The organism is Cohnella laeviribosi DSM 21336, from assembly GCF_000378425.1.
Taxonomy (GTDB): Bacteria; Bacillota; Bacilli; order Paenibacillales; family Paenibacillaceae; genus Cohnella; species Cohnella laeviribosi.
In genome coordinates this window covers 45,784-58,439 of the sequence record NZ_KB899834.1, presented here as the reverse complement: position 1 = coordinate 58,439, position 12,656 = coordinate 45,784, and the positions used below count along the sequence as shown (strand labels likewise).

The window sequence follows — 12,656 nt, the reverse complement described above, 5'->3', positions numbered from 1 at the left end:
GCGACCAGTTTCCGTAGAAACTCAAGCCAAAACGAGCCGTCCTCGCTCATGCCGAGATCAAAACCGAGCACTTCCCGGTCACCGGTCTCCCGGATACCGATGGCCACGACAAGCGCCATGCTGCGTACCCGGCCGCCCTCGCGCACTTTCGGGAACGTAGCATCCAACCAGACATAAGGAAATTGTCCCTCGAGCGGACGCTCTTTGAATGCCATCACGACTTCGTCGAGTTCCCGGCATATCCGGGATACTTCGCTTTTGCTAATGCCTTTCATGCCCAGGGATTCCACGAGTTCATCGACTTTTCGTGTACTGACGCCGTGTATGTACGCCTCCTGTACAACGGAAAGCAATGCCTTTTCCGCACGCTTCCGGGGTTCAAGCAGGGAGGGAAAATAGCTGCCTTTGCGAAGCTTCGGAATGCTCAGATCGAGCGTGCCGACCCGGGTATGCCACTCCCGTTGCCGGTAACCGTTCCGCTGGTTGGTTCTTTCCGTGTTTCGTTCATAACGCTCGGCACCGATCTTGGCCGCTACTTCCGCCTCCATCAAGGAATGAACAAGACCATTCAAGGCTTCCTTTAAAAAATCCACATCACCGTCAGAACCGGACTTGCGCAAAAGCTCCAAAAGTGACATTCTATCTATAGAAGCCACGGTTTGATCCTCCTTCTAAAGGTGAGTCGCGTCACTTTAGTAGAAATCATACCGTGGCTTCCCTTGTCAAGAAGCTCGGAGCCATTTTACACCACTACTATGGACTATAACGCCGGTAGCAGGCGTCCAAGCGGTCGAGAAACGCAAGATGACTTCTTCGTCGGTCAGCGATTCCTCAACCAGATCGTACACGCCCCATTTCGTCCCCCAGTGGGTAATCGCCCAGCGATACCAGTCCGCCGTTCCGTATTGCGCGATGAACTGAACGCGCATTTCTTGCGTCATAGCGCGGCCAATCAACGGCTGGTCTTGCTGTGCGTCATATTCTTCTTGGGAAACGATGCGCACCGGCGAAGAAAATTCGCTCAAAGTATTCGGGTAAAGAGCGTTGATGTCCCATTTCCCTTCCATTTGGGTAAGTTTGGCGGAAACGGTAAACCGCCTGATTTCTTCCTTCGGTCCCGTTATGACGACACGAGAAAAAACGTGGTTTGGCATTTTAACATTCCTCCTGTTTTTAAATATAAAATCCGGCCTGATGAGCTTTATACAGGCCGGATTTCAAAAACTCTTTTGTTTTATGCCCACATAATGCAAAAAGCCGATCCCTCGCGCAAATCATCGTCGCAAAGAATCGGCTTTAAATATTATTAAATGTTTCAAAGCGCACACGCATGCGCCAAGCTTTTTTACACGGCCCTCTCGGTACCATGGCCCTCAACTCCTGCCAAATGGGAGTGTCGGGATACAGTTTCGCTCCGTGTTGCCCAGCTTCACACCTGTCTCCATCAGGGTAAAGTCCACGGATGGGGTAATCAACTGCTGTCCTTTCGGATTCAGCATCCTTCTTGTATCGGTTCCGTGGAGATCGAAACCACAAGCGAGGGAATCCCTTGTCTCCTGCATCGGGAGTGTAGGGCGGAAAAAATTACAATGTTATTATACTCCCTCCCAACAAGAAATGCAAGCATATGTTCGGGTAAATTGTTGTTGTGCTGTGATAATGTCACGGTGTAACTGTTCTGAGATAATGTCACCATGGGACAGGAGATTGTGACATTGACCAGAGCAGAATGGAAAAAGGCACTTGTGGTGGAGAAAATCCTCGACGGACACATGACCAACTTGGAAGGAGCAGCGGTACTCGGACTTAGCGTAGGGCAAGTGATTCGGCTGAAAAAGAAATATATGGCAGAGGGAGGAGCCCAGGCGCTGGCACACCGGAATCGTGGAAGAAAGCCGAGTCACGCCTTGTCGGAGGAAGTCAAACAACAGGTCGTCACGTTGTACAACACGAAATACTACGGCAGCAACAACTGCCACTTTGCGGAGCTTTTGGAGGAACACGAGTCGCTGAAGCTGAGCCATTCCAGCGTCAGACGCATTTTGCTTTCCAAGGGCATCAAACAAGTAAAACAGCGGCGGCGCGGCAAAACCCATCAGCCTCGTCAGCGCAAACCCCAAGCCGGGATGCTCTGGCAGATTGACGCCACCCCCTACGCCTGGCTGGAGGATCGTGCGCCCTCCTTCACGCTGCATGCTGCCATTGACGACGCGACAGGCACCGTTGTCGGCGCCATGTTTCGTCCAACCGAATGCCGTGAGGGCTACTCGCTTGTCATGATGCAAGGCATCCGGAAATACGGCGTGCCGCTTGGGCTTTACAGCGACAAGCACACCATCTTCCGCTCGCCCAATGAGAAGCTTACACTTGAGCAAGAACTCGCCGGCGAGACAAAGCCGCTTTCCCACTTCGGCAAGGCGATGGCGGAGCTCAATATCGAGCATATCAAGGCCCTCTCGCCCCAAGCGAAAGGCCGCATCGAACGCCTTTGGCCGACATTACAGGACCGCTTGGTGATCGAACTGCGGACGCTCGGCGTAAAGACCATCGAGGAGGCCAACGCGGCGCTGCCCAAGCTGCTGGAGAAGCATAATCGCCAATTCGCAGTGAAACCCAAAGAAGCGGAGTCAGCGTACATACCGCTTGATCCATCCGTCAACCTGGATCATGTATTCACCATACGCGAATACCGGAATCTCGGGCCTGGAAACACGATCTCCTACAATGGCACGGTCTACACGCTCGCCCGGCCTGCTTCATTCCGATTCGACGCGAAGACGACGGTCGAGGTGCGAGAGACGCTCTCTGGCATCAGGGCACGGCGCTGGCGCTTCGAGCAACGGAGAAGCCCGAGCGTCAGGCGAAAACTGAAACAAAAAGGGCGGTGCCTGCGTCACCACGCAAACCCGCCGCCAGCCATCCTTGGAGGAAGGCTTGGAATCCGAAACAGTTACAGAATAACACAAAATCAACGCCAGTCCAAGTCACCTGACGGTGACTTCGGAACACTACAAAAGTGACATTTCCACAGAAGAGTTAATGTGACATTTTCACAGAGTATTGACATCCTTTTTTCGCATAAAATGCCGGCATTCCGTTCAACAACGAGCCGAACGGATCCGATCCGCCCGGTACGCTCCGTTGTCGAAGGATGCCGGCGCCATGCCATGAACGCTCTTTCCATGATTCGCATCGATCAGTCCAGGCCCTGAACAAGCCGTTGCAGCGTTTGCTCCTCCTTTATTTTCAGTCCTTTTATGTCTTCAATGATATCAAGGACACCTTCAAATTTATTGGCAATGCTGCTTTTCAGCATCACGTTTCTGGCGGTTTCCAGGAGCTGGGCGTAGCTTTCATACTGCCGGATGTATTCATGAAGGTCCAGGTCATGTCTATGCTCCATGATATATTTGAGACGGTTGATCATCATCAATTTATGGTCCATGAAGGCATGAAGCGGAATATGGTTGGGCCTGACTTCCCCGTTGCACACTTTCTCCAAATACATGATGAATTGATCATAGGCGTTCAGTCCAAAGGTCAACCTGACCCTTCGATTTTTCAACATGATGTTGCGGTCCGGGGGTTGCGACAGCAGAAAACACTTTATCCCCTCCGCGATTGGCTTCAATTCGAATGCCGCGTCATAATCGTCAATATTTCGATGCACACGATAGAGACGCAGCATCTGCTCTTCCAGAAAGTCCGGCTTGTTGCGATAGAACGCCTCTTCAAGCTGGTCCTTGGGCACCTCCCATGACGCATATTGCCTTTTGTTATTGTATCCGGAGACCTGAACCGTCCCTTTTTCATTGTCGTAACCATGCACCATCATCATGTGATTGAAATCGGATCGTTGGTATGCCATGGTGTCCTTTATGTACTTTTCATTGATGTGGCATACAACGTACCATTCATTGTCTATCGCATGCTTAATGAACTTGAGAAAATTCACGTTGTAATCCGTGATCATTTCTCTGGAGATGACCTGCTGCTCGAGCAAGGGACAGGTCAGTGTCCAGTTGTAGCCCGCATCATTCGGCATGTAGAATTGGAGCGGAACAAGCGTGCTTCGCTCGTCGCAGACCAGCTGGATATAGTTGCTGTATATCCATTGCCTGGCCGCGGCGACCCGGGACAGGATCCCCAGTTGGTAGGCGTAGTGCAGATAGCCCCTGATAACCGGCTCACCCAACTCCAACTTTTTCCCCATATCCAACCACCTTCTCTTCGTGACTGTAAATATGCTTGATCACTTCCTCGATGGGAATATTCATGATGTTGACATCCAATACGGGAAAACGGTCCAGGATTTCGAAGATCACCTTCTTCAAATCAAATTCGCCGGTATCGATCTCGATCGATACGGACATGGCGCCTGAAGAAATGACCTTGTAGGAATCCAGCAACTTCTCTTCAACAGGTTGGGTAAATTTGATCTCGACGACTTTCCTGTTCGAGAAATAGGAGCTTAGCCGCTCCATCGAATCGTCGAAGACAATCGTTCCCTTGTTGATAATGGTCACACGATCGCACAGATTTTCGATGTCGGCCAGGTCATGGGTTGTGACAATGAATGTCGTTTGCTTGTCGCGGCTCATTTGCTTGATGAACTCGCGTATCGTTTCTTTCGAGACAATGTCCAGACCGATTGTCGGTTCGTCGAGAAATACCAGAGGAGGTTCATGAAGGACGGCACAGACAAGCTCGCACTTCATTCTCTCCCCCAAAGAAAGCGTGCGCACCGGTTGGTAGATGATGCGCTCGATCTGCAGCATCGATTTGAAACGATTCAACCTCGCCTTGAAGTCTTCCTCGGGAATCCGGTACATCTCCTTTATCAGCAAAAAAGTGTCGATGGGGGGCAGATCCCACCACAGTTGAGACTTTTGACCGAAGAGAACACCGAGATGCCGGACATATCGTTCTCTGTCCAGCCACGGGGTAAACCCCATCACGTCAACTGTGCCTTCCGTCGGAAAAAGAATGCCTGACAGCATTTTGATCGTCGTCGATTTCCCCGCGCCGTTCGGCCCGATGATTCCCCGTATTTCTCCCTTGCGAATCTCCATGTCGATCCCCTTGACGCTGTGTATCCGCTCAAAATCCCTTATCAGCAACGAGCGGAAAGACGACAGGAACCCTTCCTTCTTTCTCAGCTTTTTGAATGTTTTCCGCAGCCCTTGAACTTTGATGATGATCTCGTCCATTCCGCTCAACCCCCGGCACTGGTATACATTTTGAGACACAAATACCACACCTTGATGCTGAGATAGAAAACACCGACACATCCGGCCAATGCGAACCATATGCCGTAATCCAACCGGTCGAGCAAAATTTGGGTTGGATAATACGTCCATACCGCAAACGGCAAAAACACAATCATCACGACCCTTAGCGCAAGCGGGTAAATGTTGACGGGGTAGTTGGCAAAGTCGGTAATCCGATCGAACAATTCGCTGATCCGGCTGATCTGGATCAACATGATGACGATCGAGCAGTAAAATATCGTAATGGCCATAAACAGGACCACTCCGCAAATCAAGGCGACAATCAATAATGGAACCGTCCATAAGTTGATGGAAACGTCAAGGCGGTGGAAGGCCAATACCGTAACCAATACACCCGCGATGCAGGATCCAATCCCGTGAAGCTGAAACCCGCTGCACAGCAATAAACCCACGGTTGGATAAGGCTTCAGCAGCAAACGGTCGAAGTCGCCTTTCCAGACCATGTCCATCACGGTATTTCTGACCTGGCCGAACAGCAAATCCCTGAGCCCGAACCAGAGCAGAAGCAAGCCCTGGAAAAGCAGAATTTGATTCAATGTCCATTCAGGATACCCGCGCGTATGCGTAAAATACAAAAATTGCACGAACGGGCCGATACCGGAAACGAAAATCGAAACGAAAATCCCCGTTATGAAATCGGCCCGATAGATCATGGCGCTGGAAATGCCCATTTTCATATGGTAAACATAGAGTCTCAGCAATCCGGCAACGGTTTGCACGCCGATTATCCCCCTGCCACGACAACGTTTTTCAGCATTAATTTCCATGCGATTTTCGCTATGATGTACAATGCCGCAATCCACGCGATATCAATGAAAATCACACGATAGAACGCTTCTGCCGTCGAAATGTCCCCGTGATTGATAAAGAAACGAACGGGTTCGTAGAACAAATATTTGAACGGCAAATAATCGCAAACGGTCTGAAGCCAGCCGGGGAAAAAATCCAACGGAATCATGGCCCCGCCGAGCAGTGTCGTCACAGCTCCCATCAGCCTTTTGAAACCCGCATTGTTCTGGGTGATGAATGCGGTCACACCGATGATAAAGTTCAGGACGTAATTCAGTACGAACGCCAGGGCCACCACTGCGAAAAATTTGAGGAGAGACGCGATTGTGAGAAAATTCGGCGAATAAATGAGTGAGTAAATGACCATACCGGGAATAAATTCAAACAGAATGCCGACAATGCGCAAAGCAATGGCATTTGCCATTTCGTATTGAAACAACGAAACGGGTCGCAGCAGCCGCAACCCCAATTCTCCGGTCAAAATGTAGTTTGATATGCGTCTGTCGGTAAAATTGAATATGAAAATCCACACAAAAGTTGTCGCCCCGTAATACCATATCATTTGGGACAGACTGTATCCTTTGATGTGCGAAACCTCGCTGTAGGCATAGATGCTGGTAAAAAGGTGAATGTTCAGAATCAAAATGAACGGATAAATCACCAATGAAATCAAATAATCGCGCGGATAGGCCAAATTCACCTTCAGTGCGATATGAATGGATTTCAGAAAGATCCGCAACCGTCATCCGACCTCTTCCGATACTAAATTAGCAGGCGTTTTTACTGGAAACGACGGGGATGTTGTCAGAACGAAGCATGCGAAACACTTGAGCGTTATGTTCAAGATCTTCTTCTGATCGTATGTTGCTCACGATGATGCTCTTGGTTCCGAGCTTCAGGTATTGTTCCAAATAGCTCGCCACTTCTTCGTAGCTTCCGACGAGCAGCGGGCAATCCCCGGTATAGGTCAACGGATAGAAGATTTTTTCCTCCAGTACCGAGAAAGAAACTTCATGTTTGATTTGATTTTTCTTGATCGAACGCGCAATAAAGTCAGCCCTGTCTTTGGCGGCCGTTTCTTGAGCCTCGTCGGACGATTTTCGGCATATCAGTTTGAACTTGATCCCGGTTTCCAGATGTTCGCCAATTTTCGGAGCAAAATTTTTACTGTAATCATCAAATGAAACCGGTATTCTCAAAATGGCATCCCCGAACGCGTTCGCCAACGCGATGCTTTCCTCCGAACCCGATCCGCTTGCCACGAAAATTTTCGGGAACATGGCGGCTTCAACGGAGCTGAACGCACACAATCCATCATATGAATAGTATCTTCCGGAATATGTGAAGGGTTCGTCGCATTGCAGCAAACTTCTCAGAACCGTTACGAACTCCTTCATTTTCTCGTACAATTCGTGCTTGTCTGACGGGTCTCCCGCCTCTGCCAAATCCGCTTGAGATTGGCCCGTGACCAGATTGAGATAAACTCGCCGGCCATAGATTTGCGCAATGCTTCTGATCAACTTCGCTGTTGCCAGAGGGGACGTGTAATAGGGTTGTATGGCCATCAGCGGAACATGGTTTTCCGTATTTTGCAAAATCATTGTCGAGATGATCCACGGATCAAGGGTACGATGATGAAAGTAAATTAAAGAACCTGTATAGCCATAGTTCTCCATCTTTTTGACAAGCTCCAGATGATGGTTGAAGTCCTGGCTGCTTATGCTGTATAAGGTGGGAAATTCGTGAAAGATTTCGAATCGGTATTTCATTTTTTTGGGGTCACCTCCCGTGGTCGAGGTAATTTTCGACAACAAGCGTTGCAATATTTTCAACAGTTGAGAACAATCGCAAATCCATGTCGCTGTTTTTGAAGTTGATTCCCAACGCTTCTTCAAGCCTGACGATCGCAGAAATGGAGTTCAATGAATCCAATCCGATCTCCTTATCCAACGGATAATCCGGAGGAATATTCATCACTTCCTTGATGGTCTGAATCAATTCCTGATGCTGATCCAAATTTGTTATGTTGCCCATATCCGTTCCTCATCCTCCAAATTGAGCTTCAACGCTTTTTTGATGTGAAGCGGCCATGTCTTTATGTCGCTTCCATAGGCGGAGAGCAATGCGTACGCCCAACGGTCGATCCCGAACGCGACGCAACCCGAATGCACGACCGTCTGGTCCGAGCCCCTGATCTCAAACTGCCTGGTCAACGTGTCTTTGACGTTGTTGAAGGAGGCAATCGCAAATGACTCCCCGGTTTGATCATTTTGGAATATCAGCTCATACTTCATGTTGGCAATAATCTGATGCTGTCCTTTCACCTTGTCCTCTTGATAGTAGAAAGGATCATTCGCCGTTTGTACCAGACCGGGCAAACCGAGATCGTTGAAGATCGCCCAGACGTCCTCCAGGATTTGATTCCGAAGATTTTCAACGAAATGCGGATCGCCTGCAAATACGATTTCCCTCATGCAAAATTCATTGAGACGATGGCTGCCAAGCCGCCAAGGCGCTTCATGCCTGAAACAGTTGCCCCTGGCGGTCAAAACGACCGGCCCGTCAATGGCCGTTCCGCACCATTCCATGTAGCAGTGGAAGCAAACCGCCGGCGACAGTGCGTAACCGCTGAGTCTCGACAGGTCTCCGTAACCCGCCTTACGTACTTCTTTGACCTGTTCAAGGACCGGCATTTGATGCGGAAATTCCGACACCATATAGATGTGTTGAGGGAAATATGAAATATATCGACATTTGTCAAGCGCATCGAATGAAATCATGGACCGGTATTCCCTCAATCTGGCCTTGTTTTTTCGGGCCAGATGGACGAACAGCGCATCCAATACGCCATACAAGATCACAACTTCATCTTTTCTGACGGCTGGCGAAAAATCGGATGCCGCCGGTTCATGAAAGGATATCGCATGCTCGTTCCTCTCCTTGACAATCCGATGCCGGATGTTCAATGATTGCTTTTCTTCCCGGGAAATCCTGGCGATGACTTCCGTCACTTCGGATCTGAAGGATTCATCCGCCAGGAAAGCCACAATCTCCCCTTCCGCACTGTCATAAAGACATCGGACAATGCCCTCGCTGCTGTAAATCAGTTTCGAGACAACCACCTGTGCCTGGTGGTCGTCGAGGAAGTCCCGAACGGAGTAACGAATTTCCATGGATACCCTCCTTGCTCATTGTGACTGTTGAACAATCAATGGCTTCCCGGAAGGCAGCGCGGGAATTTCTTCGACAATGTCGATCCGGGAGGGAACTTTATAGAATGCAAGCTTTTGCTTGCAAAATTCAATCAGATCCGTTTGTGTGATCTTCGCCTCGGCAGCCGGTTTCACGTATGCAATCAGGTCTTCGCCGGTCACCTGTCGATGGATGATGACTGCCGCCGCGTCCAGCACCCCGGGATGAGAGAGCAGGACATTCTGAATTTCGATCGGAAAGACCTTGTAGCCAAAACGTTTGATGAACCCGGTTTCCCTGCCGAGAAGGAAGAGATTTCCTTCCGCGTCCATCTTTCCAATGTCTCCCGTCATGAACCAGCCGGATTCGTCAAATCCTTCTCCCGGCGGCAGACCATAATAACCTTTCATCACGTTGTGCCCCCGCACCCGGATGCTTCCCGGATTGCCGGGTTCGACAACGTTTCCGTCTTCATCGACAATCCGGATTTCCACCCCCCTGATCGCCCGGCCTACGGAACCGGCGACCCGCGGCATATCCAAGGTCTGGGTGGCGATAACAGGGGAACATTCCGACAATCCATATCCGACAAGGATGGGAACGCCATAGATGGCTTTGAATTTCTCCTGCGTGGAAGGAGACAGCGGCGCGGAAGCGGAAACCGCTGCACGAAGGCGCGGCAGAACCGGCTTTGACGCAACCAGCATGGAATAATAACTCGGCAAACCAATGATTACCGTCGGATTGACGCGCTCGATGCACGCAATCTTCCGTCTCATGTCAAGCCTTGATGCCGCGTGGACAGTGGCCCCCGTGTATACGGAACATATAACCGCGCGATTCTGGCCGAAAGCATGCGCCAACGGAACCGTTACATATTGGATGTCCTTGTGGGTAAGCGCCAGAGCCTGAACGGATTCAATGGCATTCATCAAAATATTGGAGTGAGTCAACATGACCCCTTTCGGCTTGCCGCTGGAGCCCGATGTGAACAAAATCTCGGCAACATCGTCCGGCGCGGCCGCGTGCACGGGAATCGATTCTTTCGCCTGTTCCCATTCCCCCGCGCGTATCATCTTGACCCGGTTCCCCGGCCAGGCATGCGGTGTATCCGTAATGACGAACTCAGCCTCGACGATGCGGCTTAACATTTCCTTCTCCGCGTCCGTCAGTTGGGGTTGAACGGGGATGGCAATCGCACCGATTCGCCAAACCCCGAACAAAGCGGATACATAAGTCCGTTCATCTATACAATCAATGATGATTTTGCTCTTGGGCACGGCTCCCTTGCGGATGAGGTGACAGGCGATATCGATCGCCTGATTCTCACACTGCTTGTATGAACAAGCTTCCTCTTCAAATGTCAGAAAACAATGATCCGGCCGGTATGCTGCCTGGTATGCGAGAAGACAGGCAAGGTTATACATCCCGGCTCACCCCTCGTCAAAAAATTCAACGATGTTTTGGATCATAAGATCCCTTGCTTCCACCGTCAGCGCATGGCCGCAATCCGGAACGATCTTGATCGTTTCGCCAGGGTGACCGTCCATTTCCAGGAGCGAGCTCGGCGTCAGATAATCCTCGCGTCCTTGAATGATGAGCGTCGGAACGCCAAAGCTCGCCGGGCTCCGCATGACTTCATCCTGGTTTATATGGTCAAGGAGAGCGCGCAGGTTATGCGATACGCCTTCCAGCTGAAGTTGCTTGATGGTGTTCACGAAATGGTTAATGAACGCTTGATTGGCATGAATGAATGCCGGGCTGTAAATGAACGGAACGATCAGATTGGCGAACAGTTCTCCGATATCCCGATTCTCGCGGCGAGCCAACTCCAGGACGGAATACCAGGTTTCATAAATGCGCTTGTTCCGTGTCATCATGCTTTTCGTGCTTGTTGCCGTCAGAATGGCCTTGCGAATTCGGTCAGAATGAGTCTTGGCCAATTCGGAAATGACCCGGCACCCGTAGGAATGTCCGATCAGGAAATACTTCTCGTGTCCAAAATGTTGGAGGAGCTTCAGCAAATCGGATGCATGTTTCCGGATCGAAATCTGCTCGTCCCGATAGGACTTCCCTTGATTGGCCATATCATAGACAATCACCTGATAATATCGTGAAAGGGACGGAATGAACCCTTGCCAGCTTTCCGTGGATTGGAAGAGACCGTTCACGAAAACAACAGGTTCGTCTTCTCCCACGGTCACAAAATGGATCCCGGATTCCAATCGTCCATCCATGGCCGCGGCACCACCTATCTGAATGAATTGAAGAATGCGCCTTCCAATACGTCATAGATTGCGATGATGATCTGTTCGACCGATTCGGATCCTTCCACAGCTCTGGTCTGGTGCTGAACGTTCTCGGGAATGATGGCATAACTGTTGGGATGGATGATGTATTCCCGATCATTCATGTACAATCTGGTCGTGCCTTTGATGCGATACACGATTTCCGTAAATTGGTGAACCTCCATCGGCAGATCGGTATTTTCTTTCAATCGGGAATAAAAGACGGCGAAATCGCGCGCTTCGAAAATCTTCTTGATTTCATGCTTGCCTTCGTGGTTGGCGACAAATAATCCCTTTACTTCAGATAAGCTTTTCACTTCCGGCTCCACACTGGATCGCTCCTTATTCCATGTTCAACAACCGGAGAATATTTCGACTTGCGATCAGTTCTTTCTTGTCATCGGAAATTTTCAAGAGTTCGATCTTCTCCCACTCCGCCTTTGGATGATGCGCGGGGGCTTCGGAACCGAAGATGAGCTTGCCTGCGCCGGCCTTTTCAACCGCGGCTTTAATCGTGAGATAGGCGCCGACGGAAGTTTCAAGATAAACATTGTCATATTTGGCCGCAAGACTGATCGCCATCGGATCAGAAGTTCCGTAGCCCATGTGCCCGATGATAAAAGCTATACGGCGGTATCTCTTGACCAACGTCTCCAAGGATTCAATCGAAGCCGATTTGTTCAATAATATATGTGTGTACACGGGCAGCTCTCTCTCATGAGCCAATTCAAAGATGTTTTCAAGTTCCGGGTCTTCAAACCTGACCTTGTCCACCAGGGGATTCAGCTTCAATCCAACCGCGCCGCGCTCCAAGGCGGCTTCGACATCCGAACGGTCATGCATGGCTGGATTCACCTGAAAGAAAGGCAGAAATTGCTCATTACCGCGACAAAAATCCAGCAGAAACTCATTGGGTGCTTCCTGCAATTGAAGCGACTCCGTTCCTCTGAGAAAGTTCGCCATGGCCCAGGGATTGATCATTCCGCCCGGAACGAGAACGACTTTGGCAAGATTCGCTTCAACCATGTAACGCTTTATGATGGAAACGCCCAGTTCGTTGGGGATCAAATGGGCATGCGCATCAATAATCTTCATG

Annotated in this window: 13 protein-coding genes and 1 pseudogene; 1 reads left to right on the top strand and 13 read right to left on the bottom strand. The window is 50.1% G+C overall.

Annotated features, from left to right (window positions below; translation table 11 throughout):
• Both F560_RS0115955 and F560_RS0115950 read right to left on the bottom strand, forming a co-directional pair.
• Positions 1–656: IS256 family transposase (locus F560_RS0115955; RefSeq protein ID WP_026298332.1), on the bottom strand; the 656-nt coding region annotated here is incomplete at its 3' end.
• A gap of 66 nt (positions 657–722) precedes the next feature.
• Positions 723–1,154, bottom strand: coding sequence for a hypothetical protein (locus tag F560_RS0115950; protein WP_019006757.1), 432 nt, complete (start codon positions 1,152–1,154; stop codon positions 723–725).
• A gap of 561 nt (positions 1,155–1,715) precedes the next feature.
• Here F560_RS0115950 and F560_RS24255 point away from each other — a divergent pair.
• Positions 1,716–2,992, top strand: a pseudogene (locus tag F560_RS24255) (ISNCY family transposase).
• Positions 2,993–3,196: 204 nt separating this feature from the next.
• On the opposite strand, the gene F560_RS0115940 reads toward F560_RS24255, so the two are convergent.
• The 11 genes from F560_RS0115940 to F560_RS0115890 form a co-directional block, all read right to left on the bottom strand.
• A complete protein-coding gene (locus F560_RS0115940; RefSeq protein ID WP_019006756.1) occupies positions 3,197–4,213 on the bottom strand; it encodes a hypothetical protein in 1,017 nt (338 codons plus the stop codon).
• Positions 4,188–5,210, bottom strand: a complete 1,023-nt coding sequence (locus F560_RS0115935; protein WP_019006755.1) for an ABC transporter ATP-binding protein — start codon at positions 5,208–5,210, stop codon at positions 4,188–4,190. The genes F560_RS0115940 and F560_RS0115935 overlap by 26 nt, the downstream gene beginning before the upstream one ends.
• 5 nt (positions 5,211–5,215) lie before the next feature.
• Complete coding sequence (locus F560_RS0115930) at positions 5,216–6,010, bottom strand: ABC transporter permease (protein WP_019006754.1); 795 nt, start codon at positions 6,008–6,010, stop codon at positions 5,216–5,218.
• A 5-nt stretch (positions 6,011–6,015) separates the two neighbouring features.
• On the bottom strand, positions 6,016–6,774 hold the full coding sequence (locus F560_RS0115925; RefSeq protein WP_169449910.1) for an ABC transporter permease: 759 nt from the start codon (positions 6,772–6,774) through the stop codon (positions 6,016–6,018).
• Between the two features lie 73 nt (positions 6,775–6,847).
• Complete coding sequence (locus F560_RS0115920) at positions 6,848–7,849, bottom strand: LLM class flavin-dependent oxidoreductase (protein ID WP_019006752.1); 1,002 nt, start codon at positions 7,847–7,849, stop codon at positions 6,848–6,850.
• Between the two features lie 10 nt (positions 7,850–7,859).
• The gene (locus F560_RS0115915; RefSeq protein ID WP_019006751.1) at positions 7,860–8,114 is read right to left on the bottom strand and encodes an acyl carrier protein; all 255 of its coding nucleotides are present in this window, start codon (positions 8,112–8,114) and stop codon (positions 7,860–7,862) included.
• Complete coding sequence (locus tag F560_RS23460; RefSeq protein WP_019006750.1) at positions 8,102–9,253, bottom strand: aminoacyl--tRNA ligase-related protein; 1,152 nt, start codon at positions 9,251–9,253, stop codon at positions 8,102–8,104. The genes F560_RS0115915 and F560_RS23460 overlap by 13 nt, the downstream gene beginning before the upstream one ends.
• 15 nt (positions 9,254–9,268) lie before the next feature.
• Positions 9,269–10,699, bottom strand: a complete 1,431-nt coding sequence (locus F560_RS0115905) for a class I adenylate-forming enzyme family protein (RefSeq protein WP_019006749.1) — start codon at positions 10,697–10,699, stop codon at positions 9,269–9,271.
• A 6-nt stretch (positions 10,700–10,705) separates the two neighbouring features.
• On the bottom strand, positions 10,706–11,509 hold the full coding sequence (locus F560_RS0115900) for an alpha/beta fold hydrolase (protein ID WP_019006748.1): 804 nt from the start codon (positions 11,507–11,509) through the stop codon (positions 10,706–10,708).
• A 14-nt stretch (positions 11,510–11,523) separates the two neighbouring features.
• On the bottom strand, positions 11,524–11,889 hold the full coding sequence (locus F560_RS0115895) for a cupin domain-containing protein (protein WP_019006747.1): 366 nt from the start codon (positions 11,887–11,889) through the stop codon (positions 11,524–11,526).
• Positions 11,890–11,902: 13 nt separating this feature from the next.
• Positions 11,903–12,655 carry an amidohydrolase family protein gene (locus F560_RS0115890; protein ID WP_019006746.1) on the bottom strand — a complete coding sequence of 251 codons (753 nt, stop codon included), beginning with the start codon at positions 12,653–12,655 and terminating at the stop codon, positions 11,903–11,905.
• Position 12,656: the final 1 nt, after the last annotated feature.

Coding starts and splice junctions, on each gene's coding strand:
- F560_RS0115950 (WP_019006757.1), bottom strand. CDS start 1,154: ATGCCAAACCACGTTTTTTCTCGTGTCGTCATAACGGGACCGAAGGAA.
- F560_RS0115940 (WP_019006756.1), bottom strand. CDS start 4,213: ATGGGGAAAAAGTTGGAGTTGGGTGAGCCGGTTATCAGGGGCTATCTG.
- F560_RS0115935 (WP_019006755.1), bottom strand. CDS start 5,210: ATGGACGAGATCATCATCAAAGTTCAAGGGCTGCGGAAAACATTCAAA.
- F560_RS0115920 (WP_019006752.1), bottom strand. CDS start 7,849: ATGAAATACCGATTCGAAATCTTTCACGAATTTCCCACCTTATACAGC.
- F560_RS0115915 (WP_019006751.1), bottom strand. CDS start 8,114: ATGGGCAACATAACAAATTTGGATCAGCATCAGGAATTGATTCAGACC.
- F560_RS23460 (WP_019006750.1), bottom strand. CDS start 9,253: ATGGAAATTCGTTACTCCGTTCGGGACTTCCTCGACGACCACCAGGCA.
- F560_RS0115905 (WP_019006749.1), bottom strand. CDS start 10,699: ATGTATAACCTTGCCTGTCTTCTCGCATACCAGGCAGCATACCGGCCG.
- F560_RS0115900 (WP_019006748.1), bottom strand. CDS start 11,509: ATGGATGGACGATTGGAATCCGGGATCCATTTTGTGACCGTGGGAGAA.
- F560_RS0115890 (WP_019006746.1), bottom strand. CDS start 12,655: ATGAAGATTATTGATGCGCATGCCCATTTGATCCCCAACGAACTGGGC.